The organism is Rhodococcus sp. T2V, assembly GCF_029269925.1.
GTDB lineage: Bacteria > Actinomycetota > Actinomycetes > Mycobacteriales > Mycobacteriaceae > Rhodococcus_F > Rhodococcus_F koreensis.
The window spans coordinates 1-16,764 of record NZ_JARJBD010000074.1; the positions used below are offsets into that span (position 1 = coordinate 1).

Genomic DNA, 16,764 nt, shown 5'->3' on the forward strand with positions numbered 1-16,764 from the left:
GGCCACCCACCACAACTACCCGGCAGGAATCACCCACGAATGAGTCAGTAGGGCCTGAAATGTTCCTTTTGTTCTGCAGGGGACCACCGGCGGCCGGCCAGGATCTGCCGACACCGCGTAGCCGCGCTATTCTGTTCGAGTATCGCGATCGTGGTGACAACCCTGACTTATACGGTCGCCCCGCCGAACCCGGCCCCTGGAAAGAACAGGAGATCAATGTCGACAGATGGCGCACCGCGGATGACTACGGTCGCGAATCTGTCATTATCTTCGTGAATCTGGCGACACATGCGCAAAATCGCTTTGAAATAAAGCTATTCCATCACGGCTGGTGATGCAAGGCACAATCTTGCTTCGAGTGTGGCGTACAACGCTCACTGAACCACCGGGACGGAAATTCGTTGCGGCCCTCGGCTATTAGCAGTTCTCTCGCCGAGCATGCACGATCCAGCGAGGCCGATAGTCGGTCGGATCTCGCTATACCGTTGCTCTCGCATTGGAGATGCGTCGACACGGCGCATCCCGCCAGATGCTCAGATACACAGAGGTGCAGACGCTTTAGCTTTCTCCTACGAAAACGCCCAGGGTGCGTCAAGCGAGAATATTGGCGCGATTCTGGTAACACGCTCGAGAAAGCTCGCCTCTTCAATTGCTATCCGGCTGTCGCCGCCTGGCCGGACAGAGCATTTCACCCTTTCAAGAACTCCCGGCGGCGATGTCACGACCGATTATCTCTTTCATGATCTCGGTGGTTCCGCCGTAGATGGTGACGATCCGTGAGTCGACATACGAGCGTCCAATGGGGTATTCCATCATGAAGCCGTAGCCGCCGTGCAACTGCACACACCGGTCGACGACGCGTTTTTGCAATTCGCTGGCCCACCACTTCGCCTTGGCTGCGTCGACGGCGGTGAGTTCCCCGGCGTTGAGCGCGGCCACACATCGGTCGATATGGGACTGGGTAACCTCTATCTCCGTTAACATCTCGGCCAGGGCGAATCGGGTGTTCTGCAAGTCGCCGATCGGCTTGCCGAACGCCTTGCGTTCGAACACATAGCCTTTGGTCCATGCGAAGGCGGCGTGGGCCGCAGCGACGGCGCTGACTGCAATAGACAGTCGTTCGAGGGGCAGGTTGTCCATCAAGTGGATGAACCCCCGCCCTTCGTCGCCGAGCAGGTTAGCCGGGGGCACTCGGACGTTGTCGAAGATCAGTTCGGCAGTGTCCTGGCCTGCCAAGCCGACCTTGTGAAGTTTGCGGCCGCGACTGAAGCCTGGCATGTCGCGTTCAACGACGAACAGTGACAGCCCTTTGGCGCCGGCGTTGGGATCGGTGCGGGCGACGACGATTACGAGGTCACTGTGGATTCCGTTGGTGATGAATGTCTTCTGTCCGTTGAGCATCCATTCGTCGCCGTCGCGAACAGCGGTGGCCTTGATTCCTTGTAGGTCCGATCCGGTTCCGGGTTCGGTCATCGCGATTGCGCCGATGAGCTCCCCGGCAGCCATGCCGGGTAGCCAGCGTTGCTTCTGTTCCTCGGTGCCCAGGTGTGCGATGTAGGGGATGACAATGTCGTCCTGGGTGCTGATCCCGCTTCCGAACGATGTCGTTGCGGTGTGGGCTACCTGTTCCACGACGACAGTTCGGAATCGGTAGTCAGTCACACCTGAGCCCCCGTACTCCTCGGGTACGGCCAACCCGAGGATGCCGGACTTTCCGGCGGCGATCCATGCGGAACGGTCGACAAGCCGCTCAGATTCCCAGCGTTCGTAGTTCGGTTCGACTTCGCGGGCTAGAAACTCGCGCACCGTCTCCCGGTACGCATGATGGTCAGCTTCGAAGAAGTTTCGCTGCACTGTTTCTCTCCAGAAGGGAAGTCGGATGGCGGTGGCGACAGCGCCCGGTCCAGTAATTTCTGTTTCTCATCCTCGACATCGGTGTCGATTTTTGTGGCGAGTTTCGGCGTTGAGCGCCCTTGGTCAGGGCAATGGGACCGTTGGTCGGTCCCACGTGTGAACGAGGACTCTGGTCTGCGGTGCTCGAGCAGAGGTCGCTCAGTGCACCGCCCGGTCTCCGGCAGGCCAGTACCGAGCACGCAGATCGTGCTTGAGGATTTTTCCCGCCCCGGAGATGGGCAGGTGGTCGACGAACTCGAGACTCCGCGGAGCCTTATAGCCTGCGATGACGGCCTTGCAGTGCTCTCGTAGTTCTTCGGCAGTGACATCGGCGCCGTCCGCCGGCACAACGAGGGCGTGGACCCGCTCTCCCCATTCCTGATCCGGCACCCCGATCACGGCGCAGGCGGCGACGGCAGGGTGCTTGGCGAGTGCGTTCTCCACCTCTGCGGAGTACACGTTCTCCCCGCCGGAGACGATCATGTCCTTGAGTCGGTCTACCACGAACACGTAGCCGCATTCGTCCATGTATGCACCGTCGCCCGTGTGCATCCAGCCCCCGACCAATGCCCGTTCGGTTTCCTGAGGGCGATTCCAGTACCCCAGCATGACGTGGTCACCACGGACGACGACTTCGCCGATCGTGCCGCGCCGAACTTCATGGCCGTTCTCGTCCACAATTCGGACCTGGGCATGCGGAGCGGCCCTGCCCGCGGAGCGCCGAAGACTCGCGTTGCGGTGGCTCTCGGAATCGAGCACTGTGGCCACGGGAGACAGCTCGGTCATCCCGTACGCCTGTACCAGTTTCGCCGTAGGCATCGCTTTGGCGATGCGATCGAGGAGTGTCTCCGAGATGGGAGAGGCACCATATACCAGATGCTGGATACTGGAAAAATCCCAGTCTCGGGTCGCTGCGCTGTCCACCAGCATCTGGATCATGGTCGGCACAAGCAACACATCGGTGACCTTGTATCTGACGATGGCGTCGGCCACTGCGGTTGGCTCAAACATCGGTACGATCGCGTGCGTTCCGCCGGAACAATTGCGTGACATCCAGGCGCCGATGTCGGCGAGGTGGAACATCGGTGCCGCGTGCAACGACGTCCCTGAGGGTGTGATCGTGTTCCCGTGAGCAGTGAAACCAAGTGCTGAGGTCAGCAGGCCGGCATGGCTGAGCATTACACCCTTGGGTGACCCGGTGGTGCCGCCTGTGTAGAAGATCCCGGCCAGGTCGCTCCCGCGGAGGTAGGCGTCGTCAACCGGATCGTGGCTGGCGATCAGTTCCTCGTAGTCGAACATGCCCTGTGGGCACGGCGAATCCCCACAATGAATCACTGCAATCAGATCAGGACAGTCCGTGTTCAGAGTCGTGCCAAGCTCAGAGAACGTGTCGTCCACGATCAGGATGCGTGACTCGGAGTCGTTCAAAGAGTAGGTGATTTCGGCCGGGCTCCATCGCGTGTTCACCGGATTGAGCACGGCACCGGCCCAGGGGACCGCGAACAGGTATTCGTGGTAGCGGTCTGAGTTCAATGCCAACATCGCCACCCGGTCCCCAGGTTGTACGCCGATCGCGCGAAGCGCCCCGGCGAGTCGCGCCACTCGGTCAGCGCTCTCCGCCCAAGTGCGCACTCGTCCCTGGAAGATGGTTGCCGGGAGTTCCGGTGTCTGCTGCACAACGCGGTGCAGGCCTTGCGTCACACCCATGAGATTCTCGTCCGTCTCTGCAAGTAAATAGGTCGACCACCACCATGTCGTCAGTACGTGGTCCGCGTCTCGCGTAGTTACTACGCAATGTGCATTTCTCGAGTACCCACGATGAGGTGTGTGTGGCTTCGATCAGGCATGACGCGGGTTCGCGGACGTTGAAGCGGCGCGGGCCCCCCGCCATTGACCGGGGTCTCGGTTTGTCAGCGGCCAGTCGTCGGCGATCGCGGGACCGTGGGCTCGCTGGACCGCAGCACCTACGGGCTACAAGTTCCGCGGCGTCCGCACCGAGCACCACGGTGCCCACTGGGGGGTACGTGCTGAATTGCGCCGGGCTCATTTCGGTGTGCCGCTATCCTCCTGGACGCGCTGCGAGATGGCGCGGTTTACGGCGCGTCGACGTAGCTCCATCGTGAAGCCGGGCCCGTCCTCGATTCCCGGCGTTGAGGAGCGAGGAGCGGGCGGTCCGTCCACTTCCGCGGCAGCGTCCACTGCTGGTTCTCGGACCCGACCACACACAATTCTGTTACATGCGGATCATTGTGCGTGGTGCAGCTGATGCTGTACGCCAGCATCCGAACTCGTGGTCGTCATCAGAGCCGTTACCGACTTCGCGTAGTGACTACTCTGCTGATCGGTGGGACTACCTGATTGACACTGCGACGCAAACCATCCACCCTTTCCTTGTGGTTGCGTATTGGCCTCTCGTGGGGCGGGAAGCCGAGTTGCGAAAATTCGCGACGTTGGTGATCGAAAAGCGTGGTTCTGTGGTTTTGGCCGGCCCCGCGGGGGTCGGTAAGACGCGACTCGCCATCGAGTGCGCCGAGTTGTGCGAACGGTCAGGGTTGGCGGTCCTCCAGGTGACTGCCACGAGCGCATCGGCAAATCTTCCCTTCGGCGCCTTGGCGCCGCTTCTGCCCGATTTCGAACCGGAAGGTTCGGGGCGTGTCGACGCCAAGGCAGACCTGTTGCGGCGGACCGCTGCATCGCTGCTGAAGCGGGGTGCTCCCCGGCGACTCGTGTTCTTCGTCGATGACGCTCACCTGCTCGACGACCTTTCGGCAACGCTAGTGCACCAGTTGGCCTCCACAGGAGTGGCGTCGGTAGTGGCGACCCTTCGAACCGGAGCTCGTGCTCCAGCCCCGGTGGTCGCCCTGTGGAAAGACAATCTGGCCGACCGCTGGGATTTCGGTGGGTTGAACCCCCACGCCGTCGGCGAGCTACTTTCCGCAGTCTTGTCAGGGCCGGCGGATCCCAGCGTCGTCGCCGAACTGGTCGAGCGATCGCAAGGAAATGTGCTATTTCTCCGCGAACTCGTCCTCGGAGCACTCGACAGCGGAACCTTGTGTAACGACGGGGGCATCTGGCGGCTCATGGGCGCTTTGGTCCCTTCGGACCGCCTTTCGGAGCTGATCGGGACCCGCCTGGCGGGCCTGACCGCGGACGAGATGGCGCTCCTGGAGCTAGTGGCAGTCGGCGAGCCGCTCGGTGCGGCCGAGTTGGCCGAGTTGGGTGAGCCGTTGATCGCCGAAAGGCTGGAACGTAAACAGATACTGGTGAGCCAGACCAGCGGACCCCGCTTCACCATAGGGTTCGCTCACCCGCTCTACGGCGAGGTAGTGCGCAAGCAGATGCCGGGGCTACGGCGTAGGGTTCTCGCCCGGTCACTTGCGGACGTCGTGGAAAAGGATGGTGTACGAAGCGACGAGGATTTGTTGCGTGTCGCGCATTGGCGCCTAGACGCCGGAGGAGGCCGGCCAGAGCAGATGATGGCCGCGGCCACTACTGCCCGGTGGCGTTACGACTTCGCCCTTGCCGAGCGACTGGCGCGGGTCGCCGCAGCCAATGGAGCGGGATTCGACGCGAAGTTGTTGGTCGCTCAGCTGGCAAGCCTTCAGGGCCGGGGGGAGGAAGCTGAACGGGAACTGGCCATACTGGCTGGCCAAGCCGAGGATGACACCCAGCGGGGCTCGGTCGCAATCAGCCGGATCGACAATCTCGCGTTCTACCTGGGTCGCCCTCGCGAAAGCGTACGGCTGGCCGAGGAGGCAGAAGCCGCTCTGCAAGATCCTGCATGGCGAGATCAGATTCAGGCGCGGCGTTCGGCCATGGTTTTCGCTGTCGAAGGCCTCTCAGCTGGGGCGGAGGTGGCGACTCCTCTGCTGCGGCGCGCCGAGGGTAAGACGCTCGTGTGGGCCGCCCAGGTCGCCTCATTCACGATGGGACGGCTTGGCCGCATCGAGGCTGGCCTCGACGCCGCCGCGCGCGGCTACGAAGCCCACTTGACGGTTGACGAGCCGTTGGACTGGTACCCGTGGACCCACTTGTTTTTCCGATGCCAGGTGCTTTCGTGGAGCGGTCGCCTTCAGGAGGCGCGCGTTTTGGCCACGGAGCAGTATGAGAAGGCTCTCGCTGAACACTCCACGGAAGCGCAGGCATGGTTCGCGTGGTATTACACGAGTGTCGTAGCTGAGCGGGGAACCGTGGAAACATGTGCCCGCCATGGACGCGAAGCGGTCGCCCTGTTCCGCGATCTCGGACGGCCGCAGTTCATGGCTTTCGTGCTGCCATATCTGGCAATGGCTCTTGCGTTCGGCGGTCACACAGACGAAGCAGCGGACACACTTCGGACCCTCGACGAACTCGACACGTCCGACTATTTCATGGGTGTCGACCCGATACAGGCTCGTGCGTGGACCGCCGTGGCAAGCGGGGACCTCCCCAAGGGCCGGCACCTCCTCGAGGAAGCTGCGTCAGTCGGCGAGGAGATCGGCGACTTCGTCGGACGCGCCGCCGCCCTTCATGGCCTGGCACGTCTGGGTCACGCACGCGAAGTTCAGACAGCACTGGCACGGGAGGCGGACCGTATTGAAGGCGATTTGATTCACGCCAGACTCGCTCACGTACGAGCATTGGTACGCGGCAATGCGAATGAACTCAGCACGGTTGCTTCCCGCTTCGAAGCGATGTCCGCCAATTTGCTCGCAGCGGAAGCTGCTGCCGACGCTGCCGTCGCATGGCGTCGGGCAGGTGAGCCCCGCCGCGCCAAGGCCGCCGAGCAGCATGCCCGTCTGTTGGCGGACCTCTGCGAAGGTGCCCGGACACCGGCACTGCAAAGTGTGGAGGCGCGCGCCATACTCAGTCGCGCCGAACGCGACGCAGCCATCCTTGCCGCCGCTGGACATTCCAACAAGGAAATTGCGAACGAGCTTTGTCTTTCGGTGCGCACCGTCGAGGGGCGACTCCAGCGGGCCTATACCCGGCTGGGTGTGGGCAGTCGCGCCGAGATGGCAGAAGCACTCGAGGCGATACGCGTCGCTGATGAGAGATGGGTCGAGTAACGAGTTGTATACCGGACACGCCGCGTTACGGCACCGCCGTCGGTGTGCACCACCGTTGTTTCCCAACGCTTCTGATCGCTGCTCAGCCCAGAATGCGCCTCCAATCGGAGACCGGTGCTGCGCCTACACAACCGATATCGAACCAACTCTCACCGGTCCGCAGGGCGTCGCCGTCGATGATCAGCCGCAGGAGCCCGCATGCCAGCATTCGTTGAGCGTTCAAGAGCATGTCTCGTGTGCATGAAGTGGCGTGTGGGACACATTGTGACGCGTGGTAGATGAGTTGTCACTGTGGTTGGCGCCGGAGGCATTGGGGAGATCGCCGAACCGTGATCCCGCCATTCGCCGCGGTCGCAGGGCGCGGTCAGCGCACCGGTGGAGGACCGAACGGTGTCCGCCGCGATCGTGTACGTACTCACCAATGGATGTGCATGGCCGCCTTTGCCGCCCCGTTCAGGGTGACCGTGCCGACCGCGCACCGCCAGTTCGCCGCATGGGCGGCGGTCAGGGTGTTCGAGAGGCTGCACCGCGAGGTGCGCGACTTGCTCGGTGGCGCCGGTGAACTGGACTGGACGGCAGCCATCCTGGACGCGGCGAGCGTGCGGGCGAAAAGGGGGCCCGCTGACCGGGCCGAGCCTGGTCGACGCTCTCACCGGCCTGCCGTTTTTTCCAGATAGAATCCCTGGATCTGACAACCCCGAAACTCCGAAGTTATTCTTGCCCTGTCGTTTACAAATCGTCAGACGCGGCGGGTGTCGGCGTGAGCGGAGACTGTAGAGGATTGCGCCGCCACAGAGGAAGCAGATGCGGTGACGGCCCGAAGTCGGCGACAGCGTCGAGGTCGAGCTGGTCGAAGAGGCCGCGAGTTGCACGCGCGTGGCGCCACGTTCGCGGCCTCTCCGTCAACTACTCTGCGAGAAAGATGGACTTCAGTTGGAAGAAGGCGGACAGTCCCTCCGGACCTAGCTCACGTCCCATACCGCTCGACTTGATGCCTCCGAAGGGCGCGCCGTAGTCGAGGTTGAAAAAGTTGACTCCGACCGTACCCGTCTCCACACGCCGAGCGATGTCCAATCCCTTCCGTACGTCGGAGGTCCAGATCGTACCGCCCAGTCCGAAGTCGGAGTCGTTCGCAATCGACACGGCCTCTTCCACATCGCGATACGGGATCACAGTCAGGACCGGTCCGAAGACCTCCTCGCGGGCGATGCGCGCGTCGTTGCTGACGCCGCCGAACACGGTTGGCTGAACGAACCAGCCTTTATCCTGGTCGGGCCGTCCACCGCCCGCGGCGAGTGTCGCACCGCTGTCCTTGCCGAGCTGAATGTACGACTCGACGCGTTCGCGCTGCCGCTTGCTCACCAGGGGGCCCACCTGCGTGTCGGCGTCGAGCGGGTCACCGACTGTGAGCCCGGAGGCCAGTGCGGCCACTGCTTCGACAACCTCGTCGTGACGCGTCTCTGGTGCGAGGATTCGGGTCGAAAGGAAACACGTCTGGCCATTGTTCAGCAACGAACTCGTGGCCAGCCCCTGCGCCACTGAGGCGATGTCGGCATCATCGAGCACGATGGCCGCGGACTTGCCTCCGAGTTCGAGTGTCACCGGACGCAGGAGTCTTCCGCAGATTTCGCTGATCTTCCGCCCAGTCGGTGTGGATCCGGTGAAGCACACCTTATCGACGCCGGGATGTGCGACGAAGTATTCGCCGATGTCCGGTCCTCCGGTAACTATGTTGAGCACGCCGGGGGGCAACCCTGCGCGGTCGGCGGCCGCGGCAAGCTCGAACGAGTCAAGAGTCGTCTCCGGGGACGGTTTGAGTACCACGGTGCACCCTGCAGCCAGCGCTGGGGCGACCTTGAACATGGTCAGTATCTGCGGGAAGTTCCACGGGACGACCGCGGCGACAACACCGACCGGCTCGCGCCGGACGATGGTGGTGCCCATACCGTCAACTCGAGGTCGTGTTTCCTCCGCGGGCAGGGTGCGGATGAGGGAGGTGTAATACCTCAGAAGGTTGACCACACCTTCACCCTCGGCCCAGTTCGCGATGCCGATCGGCATGCCATTTTGGACCGTGGTCAACACGGCGCGCTCGGCAGAGTTCCTCTCGAGCTCGTCGGCGAAGCGGTCAAGCAGATCGGCGCGCTCATCGATTGACAGTGCAGCCCACTTCGGCGAACGCAGTGCCCTCTTCGCGGCCGAGACGGCATCGTCCACGTCGGAGGGCGCGGCGAGCGTCGCCACCCCGATGGGTGTCTCGTGGATCGGTGATACGACTGTCATCGAATTGCCGCTCGCGGACTTACGCCACTCGCCGTCAATGTAAAGCTGTTCGTATGTGTACTTCATTGGGGTCCTTTTCGCCTTCAGTCGGGGGGTATCGTCAGAGCTTCACGGGGCGACGCATCGTCGTGTCCAGATCCGCCTCGTTCTTTTGGATAGCTCGACCCACTTCATCGGCCGAGGCGATCGCCTTTTCGTCATCATCGATTGCCAACGCAGCTTTTACATCTCGCAGCGTGGCGAGCGCTGCTCGGGTGTCATCATGGGGAAGCCGGCGCGCAACCATCTCCTTGAGAGCGATCAGCCGAGACGCGGCTTTGACGACATACTTGAACCGTGTGTCAGGGATGTGCATACTTTCGCAGAATTCATCGCTGGTGAGTTGGCGCAGAAGTCCATAACTCATCACGATCTTCTGTCGCTGAGTCATATTTCCCATGAGCCAAACAGGGATTGGTTGATAACCATCTGTGGATTGCGTGGAGTAACCGATGAGTGAATGCAGCAGAATCCTGCATGCTTCGTCGGGCTCACGTTCGACGGCAAGAACGATCTCGTTCTTGTATAGCGAGTCGGCGACATCCACGTGGTTAAGCTCATCCGGAACGCCCATCACGTACGCGATGTAGCGCCACAGAGCAAAAATGTCTTCCTTCTCCTGATCGCTGTAGCGGAAGCCGAGAAGCTCGAGTGCGCTCACCAAGTTCGCGCAGAACACTTTACTGGTGGTGAAGAAGAGATCCGTGTTGGTGATGGGAAGGCCCCACTCGTTCCACTGCCACTTCGGCGAGTGCCCAACGCCAAAACGAACAGCACAGTGCACGAGGCGCACGCGGACCGAGTATTTGAATCCGTGGCCGTTACGTCGCATCCCGTCCGGGCTGGTCACCGCGGCGACCCACCGCAATGTCTCGGCCATCCGTGCACCGGCCCGGTCCTCGTCGATCAGCAGGCGCGTGAAGTTCAGCGCTTTCGTTCCCCCATAACTGCTGAATCCGAAACCGATTGACGAGTATCCCAGGCAGATCGGGACAAAGCGGCCGACGCGCCAGATCGCGACAGAACCACGTCGTAGCTGATCCCAATCGACCCAGTCAGGCACGGTGTCGACGTGCTCGAAGAGTCGCACAAGCTCGACTGGCGGGTTCTCGACGGCGTCAATTCCTTCTTCGAGTGCCTGGTTGAGCATCTGGCGACCACGTGCTTTCACGGGCCGCAGGGCTTTCCATGCCGAGTACGCCAACTCATCGCCCAAAGTCATGTGGTCCACCACCGTCTGCACCAGTTGCGGATCGAACCGCCGCTTGACGCTACTCAGGTTGACTACACGCCCGAGTGCCTCAGCTGCGACCAGATCGGCCGGAGCATCGGCCGGCCGAGGCAAGCCGTCGGTGCGGACATCTGCTGCAGAGTTCATCAGCTTCCTCCAGTTGTTTACCGGGCGATTTCGTCGTCGCCTGTTTGATCTGTGACCCAGTACACATCGAGACGGCACCGTCGTCTCGGGTAGCCACTACGCACTTTTCTCCGGTCCCTCTACACGCGACGCATGTGGTTATCGCGATCCGAGCCGAGTCGACGAGAGTCCACCGGAGTCAATCAGCGGGCGTACTAGGCCGCGCAGCCTCACGGCCTGGCAGCAAGTCTTGGTGCGCGCGCCCAAGCCTCCACGCATCAGTGAACCGAGTTTCATTCTCCACCGCGAAGAAGAAGAATCTCTACTTGCGGCGCGAGAAAGCCCCGGCCAGGCCGAATGCCACCGCCCCAGCGATCCCGATCGACGCGGTGACCCAGGAGTACGCGGTCACCTGCGCACCGCTCTGAGCGGACACGAAAGAATCGTTGAATCCGCCCCATTCTGGTGACACGTGGATGAGAAGGAAGACGGACGCACTACCGAAACCGATCACCATAGCGGCGACCGATGCGTATCGGTAGCGCCACAACACTGACGCTACCGCGAGCGCCGAAATCGCCACAGTTAGTACCGCCATGACGATCTGGACGCTGCCAGGCCACACAGCATGGTGGTCATCGCCGGTCAGCCCGCGGAATGCGTGATCACTGCCGTGTATGACCATGCAGATTGCGTAGCCAAACGCGGCCCACAGAAGTGGGCGGTTCAGTGCCTCCGTGGCGGGCCTTAATGAGGTGGCATCGTCCGTAGTCATCGGTATCCTAATCGTCGGCTGACGTGGGTTATGCGGTGCGGCTTGGCCGCCGTGGCGCGCCCACAGGGTTCTCCCCAGCAGACGACAAGACTGATATTTCGTCTCGCGTAGCTGCTACCCGACTTGCGCCGATTTACTACTTGTTCGGTAGAAGCGACGCGATAGCGACCGACTCTCGATGAATGCTTGAACCGCAGACATCGGGTGGCTGGCGCGGAGGGGCTTGCTCGCTGACCTCGCCCCGCGCCCCCGACGTGCGTTTCGACCTCCGCAACGAATTTTCCAGCACGCGAGACGGTGCTGAGATTCTGGGACCTCGCCACAGAGTTCCGGAGTGCTTCGCCGTCCCGCGGTCCAGCGCGGGTTCGACCATCTGCCACGACTCGTCCAACTCTCGTCGCGCCGAGCGGCATCGACGGCAAAACAGCTAGCACTCCTCCCTCTTGACTGCTAAATTCTTGGATGGATCCGCGTGACACGCTAACGATCCTCTCGACCAGGTCGCGCCTATCACCACTGAGCCGTCCCCGATACCGTCGCTCAAACTGTCAGCGGACCAGTCTCCGAAGACTCTTCGATCGGTGACGCGGATATGTGCAAGTCATCCCGACTCGTCAACCGCACCAAGGAGGATCATGACCGCCCTGGCCCCCGCAGCTCGCGTGACGACCGTGGCGTGCGTTCTTCTGTCGACAGCAACGAGATCGCAAAAAATGGTTTGCGTTTGCCTGCCGTGTCGATCTCTCTGGGCGCGCTGTCCATTGCGTCATTTTGGGTGATTGGGCTGGGCTTCGTACTTGCAGTGGCCGCGGCTGTCTGCGGCGCTGTCGCCACGTCGCGGTCCGCGGTAGCGGACGACGAGGCGCCATCGTTGCGGGCACTTCTGGGCGTCGTTGCCGGCGCCGCGGGGATTACCGTCTCCGCGATCGCCCTGTTCCCCATGCTGGCGCAACTGTGAGCCGAAGGCGTGGCCGCGGCCTTCCGGTCGATATATGCATTGATCCGCGCGATCTGTGACCGCTACCCTCCCCGGCTCGCACTGCCGCGAAGCTCGCCTTCGGTATCCGCAGACGCGACGACCCAAGTTGTGCAGCGCTTTCGAATTTCTCGTACCCAAGCCGCGGTCGTAGACGCCGGCACCATCGCGATCCCCCACAGTACGACCGAGTACAAGGTCCAGGCGGCCCATCGAGTGATCGATTCGGGCCGGACATTGCCTCGCCCGTGATGACCATCGGTCCCGCTATCTCGGTGTCCACTATTCGGGGAACCCCACCCGCTTCTACATGGCATCAAGTGGCGTGGGTGGTGCGGCGGTGGTCCCAGGCGATGTGTTCGTCGTAATGGGTGCGGTGTCGGAGGCAGCCGTGCAGGATGCCGACGAGTCGGTTACCGAGGCTGCGTAGTGCTTGGTGGTGCAGGTCGCCGGCGGCGCGCCGCTGGTCGTAGAACTCCCGGGCGCCGGGACTGGACGATAGTGCGCAGAAGGCCCATCGGTCGATGGGATCGCAGAGGCGTCAATTGCGGACGTGGCGGGCGAGCACGGCCCGCTTCTCGCCGGAGACAACGGGCACTGGCGAGGTGCCGGCGGAGTTTCTGCGAGACTCGACGGTGGTATAGCGGTCGGGGGCGTCCGAAGAACTCACCGAACACCCGGGCGCCGAGGATGACACCAAGTCCTGGCAGGGAGAGGCAAGTGTTGGCGTCCGGGTCTGCCTCCCCCAACGACTCCTGGGCGCCTGTGCCGAACGCTTCTTGCCGACCGACTGCAGGAAACGTGGTACTTCCGTCTCGCGCTCAGGCAACGCCGGCGGGGGTAGTTCCTAAGGCCATCAGCTGAGCGCCGTCGAGATACTCTTCTAATCGTGCAATCTTGCCGTCGGCGCCGAGCCTAAACACCTGGCAAGACGGTACCCGGCACTCGCTGCCATCGGCGTAAATTGCCCGAAGATCATGTAGCTGGATCCATCCACTCTTTGTCTCGAAGATTCGAACTTCCTCGTACAGCAGACGGCAGTTCGCGGAAATGCGCTTGAGGATGGGAAGGTTGTCTTTGAGCGAGATCTCGCGATTGTCGAAGTTGCGCCAGACACGACCATTTACGCTGAACAGGGACATAAACGTGCCGAAATCGCCTCGCACTACAGCGTCGACGACTCGGTACGCTAGTTCCGTCTTATGGATTGATGCGGACATGCAAACCTTCCTTCTCGTAGGGCCTGAGCGATGCTCAGGCTCCGCACACGAAACTCGATGGGCCTTGCACGCGTCGCTAACTCATTCTGACCTGCACAACAATCCGCCGTGCAGGACGCGCCGGGTTAGTGTGAAATAGTTCCACAGGGCACAACACCACCAACGGTCATCCCGCGAACGCCGCCGCTAAAGCCGCGCTGCCCGCCGTGCAGACTCCGGTGTTGTCGTCGCTCCACATAGGATTCAGCTTCAACGTCGAGATGCGCCAACCCGCGGGTGTGCGCACGTGCTCCTCCTCTTCATAGACGCCACGAACGCTAAAGTTGGGATTGCCGCCAGACGCCGACGGTAGGAGTGTCCTACGTAGCCCCGACAGGCTGGGTAGCAAAATCGTTACGCATGCAAATACGGCTTCCTTGCCCAAAGGCGGGTAGCACTTCGTCGTTAGAATGCTCTGCGATAGTGCATATTTCGAACTCGTAGCAATCCGTTCCACCGGGCCGAACATCTCATCGCTGAAAGCCATCCCGGTGGGGGTGGTCACAATGGTTTGGACCGGAGGAAAAGCTCATCGTAGGTGCCTCCCGGCCAGCGAACGCCCGCCGATCGATCACTGATCTCGGTTGTTCATCATGTAGTCGTAGAGCGCGATTTCTCGGGTGTGCGCTTGCACTTGTGCGACCCTGCCCAGGCCCGCCAGAACTTGGCTAGGGAAGTGGCAGGGCCGCAGCAGAATCTGAGCGCAGGCGGTGACGGCATGGAGGATCGAGGCGAGCATGTTCCCTCTTCGACTGTCGGTGTAGCTGGTATTGAAGGTTCGTCGGCAGAGCACACTGCCAATTGGATAGCGCGATTGCCCTACTCCAGAAATGAGTCGGGTGGAAGCGGTCCCCACGTGTTGAGGGTTTTGGTCATCCGGTCGCCTGGTTCCCACCCGATGGCTGGGGTGGATGGATCGGGGATGTGCACCATGTCGGCGAACAGTTCGATCCGGAGGCCTGATGATGGGTCCCGCACGTAGGTGAAGAGGCTACGACCAGGACGATGACGTCCGGGGCCGTACTCGACTTTGAAGCCTTGATTGTCGAGGTGGTCGAGGATCGGTTGGTAGGCGTGCCAACCCGGGACCTCGAAGCCGAGGTGATGGACTGCCCGGGGTCCGCCGGGGCGCAGCGCGATGTTGTGGTGCTCGGTGTCGGTCCGCATCCAGAACAGTGCTTCACCGATATACTCGGACAACCGAAGTCCGAGCACATCGGTGAAGAAGGCTGCAGTTTCCGTCGGTTTCGGGGTTTTGAGGTTGATATGCCCCATCCGGCGCGGGCGAATCACCGACGCTGACGGGAGTTCGACAGCCAAAGTCGATGACAGCTCGAGAGACACGGTGATGTCCGTCGCGGGGTCTACGATGGTCAGCGCCGTGTCTGAGACGCGGCGAGCGTCGAGATGCTTCTCGAGTTCTTCCAGATCAACATCGGCGGGCAGCGACAGAACGACGCGCTCGACTGCGAGCTGTTCGCCCGCGATCAGTTCGATGGCGCCCTGGCCGCGACCGGATCCGTACTCGCCCTCGCAGACCGCCAGCCAGCTACCATCCTGCTGGATGATCTGCATGTCCAGCCCACGACCGAGGAACTCGATCGTGGCCTCGGGGTCGGGGACGGTCAGAACAATGCGTTCGACTGTTCCCGGTGCGTGGCCCGAACTAGGCATCGATGGCAACGTATTGGAGATCGAGGTAGTCATTGATTCCTTCTCTTCCGCCCTCACGCCCGAGTCCGGACTGCTTGATGCCACCGAACGGTGCGGCCGCGTTGGACACGATCGCGCGGTTCAGGCCGACCATGCCGAAGTCGAGTCGCTCAGCCGTGCGAAGTGAACGTTCGACGTTGTTCGAGTAGAGGTAGGCAGCGAGACCGTACTCCGTCGAGTTTGCCAGACGAACGGCCTCGTCGAGGTCGTCGAACGCTGTTACGCCGGCGATCGGGCCGAAGATTTCCTCACCGAACATCCGGGACTCGACCGGCACCCCGGTGAGCACTGTCGGTTCGAAGAAGGTGCCGGGGCCGTCGATGGCGTGGCCGCCGGTGCGGATCTCGGCGCCACGCTCGACCGCGTCTTCGACCAACGCCGACAGGGTGTTTCTGGCAGCGTCGTCGATGACCGGTCCGACCTGGGTGTCGGAGTCCAGTCCATGGCCGACGGTCAGAGTGCCCATTCGCTCGGCGAACAGTGTGCTGAATTCGTCGATGACCGCACTGTGCACGAGGAAACGGTTTGCCGCGGTGCATGCTTCGCCCATGTTGCGCATCTTGGCGACCATCGCTCCGTCCACAGCGCGAGCAACGTCGGCGTCGGCGTCGACGATGAACGGTGCGTTTCCGCCGAGTTCCATGGACGGGCGAACGATGTTCTGGCCGCACTGCGAGATCAGGAGCCGCCCGACACCGGTGGACCCGGTGAACGAGATCTTCCGGATGCGGCCGTCTGCCAGGAGTGCACCGGAGAGGCGACCCGACCCAGTCGTGGTGACCACGTTGAGGACGCCCTTGGGCAGACCGGCGTCGAGAAGCAGCTGCGCGAACTTGATCGTGGTGAGGGGCGTCTGTCCCGCCGGCTTGACGATGGCGGTGCAACCCGCGGCCAACGCAGCACCGATCTTTCGGGTTGCCATGGCGAGTGGAAAGTTCCAGGGTGTGATGAGGAGGCACGGACCGATGGGGCGGCGAGAGATCAACAGACGCGATCCACCGTCGGGTGACACGCGGTAGTCACCTTCGAGGCGCACGGCCTCTTCGGAGTACCAGCGCAGGAATTCGGCGCCGTAATCGACCTCCGCGCGGGCCTCGGCGAGTGGTTTGCCCATCTCTGCGGAGATGAGTCGTGCGAAATCCTCACGTTGCGCCTTCAGCGCATCGAAGGCGCGTCGCAGAATCTCGCCTCGGTCACGCGAGGGTACGCCGGCCCACCCGGCGGCAGCATTGTTGATCGAATCCAGCGCCGCGATGCCCTGTTCGACACTGGCGTCGGCGACCTGCGCCAACATCTCACCGGTGGCGGGGTCGACGACGCCGAATGTCGATTCGGTGGTCAGCCATTCGCCGTCGACGAGCAGGCCGCTGGCGAGCCCGGCCGCGGTGTGGACAGCTTCAGTAGCAACAGTCATGTTCTCT

At 62.3% G+C, this 16,764-nt stretch carries 13 protein-coding genes and 2 pseudogenes; 4 read left to right on the plus strand and 11 right to left on the minus strand.

The window, feature by feature from the left end; translation table 11 throughout:
- On the plus strand, positions 1-335 hold a 335-nt coding region (locus tag P3H15_RS39410; RefSeq protein ID WP_276142224.1), incomplete at its 5' end, for a hypothetical protein.
- A gap of 361 nt (positions 336-696) precedes the next feature.
- On the opposite strand, the gene P3H15_RS39415 is transcribed toward P3H15_RS39410, so the two are convergent.
- Complete coding sequence (locus tag P3H15_RS39415; RefSeq protein WP_276142225.1) at positions 697-1,854, minus strand: acyl-CoA dehydrogenase family protein; 1,158 nt, start codon at positions 1,852-1,854, stop codon at positions 697-699.
- Between the two features lie 198 nt (positions 1,855-2,052).
- On the minus strand, positions 2,053-3,600 hold the full coding sequence (locus P3H15_RS39420; RefSeq protein ID WP_276142226.1) for a long-chain fatty acid--CoA ligase: 1,548 nt from the start codon (positions 3,598-3,600) through the stop codon (positions 2,053-2,055).
- A gap of 530 nt (positions 3,601-4,130) precedes the next feature.
- On the opposite strand from P3H15_RS39420, the gene P3H15_RS39425 reads away from it, so the two are divergent.
- Positions 4,131-6,941 (plus strand): AAA family ATPase, encoded by a 2,811-nt coding sequence (locus tag P3H15_RS39425; RefSeq protein WP_276142227.1) that lies wholly within the window; start codon positions 4,131-4,133, stop codon positions 6,939-6,941.
- A 309-nt stretch (positions 6,942-7,250) separates the two neighbouring features.
- A pseudogene (locus P3H15_RS39430) lies at positions 7,251-7,558 on the plus strand (transposase); the annotation flags it as partial.
- Between the two features lie 289 nt (positions 7,559-7,847).
- On the opposite strand, the gene P3H15_RS39435 reads toward P3H15_RS39430, so the two are convergent.
- From P3H15_RS39435 to P3H15_RS39445, 3 genes are all read right to left on the minus strand, one after another.
- Positions 7,848-9,290 (minus strand): aldehyde dehydrogenase, encoded by a 1,443-nt coding sequence (locus P3H15_RS39435; protein WP_276142228.1) that lies wholly within the window; start codon positions 9,288-9,290, stop codon positions 7,848-7,850.
- A gap of 34 nt (positions 9,291-9,324) precedes the next feature.
- Positions 9,325-10,641 (minus strand): oxygenase MpaB family protein, encoded by a 1,317-nt coding sequence (locus P3H15_RS39440; protein ID WP_276142229.1) that lies wholly within the window; start codon positions 10,639-10,641, stop codon positions 9,325-9,327.
- Positions 10,642-10,942: 301 nt separating this feature from the next.
- The gene (locus P3H15_RS39445) at positions 10,943-11,395 is read right to left on the minus strand and encodes a hypothetical protein (protein WP_276142230.1); all 453 of its coding nucleotides are present in this window, start codon (positions 11,393-11,395) and stop codon (positions 10,943-10,945) included.
- A 676-nt stretch (positions 11,396-12,071) separates the two neighbouring features.
- Here P3H15_RS39445 and P3H15_RS39450 point away from each other — a divergent pair.
- Positions 12,072-12,353 (plus strand): hypothetical protein, encoded by a 282-nt coding sequence (locus tag P3H15_RS39450; protein ID WP_276142231.1) that lies wholly within the window; start codon positions 12,072-12,074, stop codon positions 12,351-12,353.
- 334 nt (positions 12,354-12,687) lie between these two features.
- Here the strand turns inward: P3H15_RS39450 and P3H15_RS39455 are convergent.
- The 6 genes and pseudogenes from P3H15_RS39455 to P3H15_RS39480 all read right to left on the minus strand — a co-directional run.
- Positions 12,688-13,105: pseudogene (locus P3H15_RS39455) on the minus strand (transposase); the annotation flags it as partial.
- 87 nt (positions 13,106-13,192) lie between these two features.
- On the minus strand, positions 13,193-13,591 hold the full coding sequence (locus P3H15_RS39460) for a hypothetical protein (RefSeq protein ID WP_276142232.1): 399 nt from the start codon (positions 13,589-13,591) through the stop codon (positions 13,193-13,195).
- A gap of 166 nt (positions 13,592-13,757) precedes the next feature.
- Positions 13,758-14,117, minus strand: a complete 360-nt coding sequence (locus P3H15_RS39465) for a hypothetical protein (protein WP_276142234.1) — start codon at positions 14,115-14,117, stop codon at positions 13,758-13,760.
- A gap of 84 nt (positions 14,118-14,201) precedes the next feature.
- A complete protein-coding gene (locus tag P3H15_RS39470; protein ID WP_276142235.1) occupies positions 14,202-14,369 on the minus strand; it encodes a hypothetical protein in 168 nt (55 codons plus the stop codon).
- Between the two features lie 80 nt (positions 14,370-14,449).
- Positions 14,450-15,304, minus strand: a complete 855-nt coding sequence (locus tag P3H15_RS39475) for a VOC family protein (RefSeq protein ID WP_276142236.1) — start codon at positions 15,302-15,304, stop codon at positions 14,450-14,452.
- A complete protein-coding gene (locus P3H15_RS39480) occupies positions 15,297-16,757 on the minus strand; it encodes an NAD-dependent succinate-semialdehyde dehydrogenase (RefSeq protein ID WP_276142237.1) in 1,461 nt (486 codons plus the stop codon). Before P3H15_RS39480 ends, P3H15_RS39475 begins: the two co-directional genes overlap by 8 nt.
- Between the last annotated feature and the right edge of the window lie 7 nt (positions 16,758-16,764).

What these genes read in the sequence shown, in the direction of transcription:
- P3H15_RS39445 (WP_276142230.1), bottom strand. Translation starts at nt 11,395, where the DNA reads ATGACTACGGACGATGCCACCTCATTAAGGCCCGCCACGGAGGCACTG.
- P3H15_RS39425 (WP_276142227.1), top strand. Translation starts at nt 4,131, where the DNA reads ATGCGGATCATTGTGCGTGGTGCAGCTGATGCTGTACGCCAGCATCCG.
- P3H15_RS39435 (WP_276142228.1), bottom strand. Translation starts at nt 9,290, where the DNA reads ATGAAGTACACATACGAACAGCTTTACATTGACGGCGAGTGGCGTAAG.
- P3H15_RS39475 (WP_276142236.1), bottom strand. Translation starts at nt 15,304, where the DNA reads ATGCCTAGTTCGGGCCACGCACCGGGAACAGTCGAACGCATTGTTCTG.
- P3H15_RS39460 (WP_276142232.1), bottom strand. Translation starts at nt 13,591, where the DNA reads ATGTCCGCATCAATCCATAAGACGGAACTAGCGTACCGAGTCGTCGAC.
- P3H15_RS39420 (WP_276142226.1), bottom strand. Translation starts at nt 3,600, where the DNA reads ATGGGTGTGACGCAAGGCCTGCACCGCGTTGTGCAGCAGACACCGGAA.
- P3H15_RS39480 (WP_276142237.1), bottom strand. Translation starts at nt 16,757, where the DNA reads ATGACTGTTGCTACTGAAGCTGTCCACACCGCGGCCGGGCTCGCCAGC.
- P3H15_RS39465 (WP_276142234.1), bottom strand. Translation starts at nt 14,117, where the DNA reads ATGGCTTTCAGCGATGAGATGTTCGGCCCGGTGGAACGGATTGCTACG.
- P3H15_RS39440 (WP_276142229.1), bottom strand. Translation starts at nt 10,641, where the DNA reads ATGAACTCTGCAGCAGATGTCCGCACCGACGGCTTGCCTCGGCCGGCC.
- P3H15_RS39470 (WP_276142235.1), bottom strand. Translation starts at nt 14,369, where the DNA reads ATGCTCGCCTCGATCCTCCATGCCGTCACCGCCTGCGCTCAGATTCTG.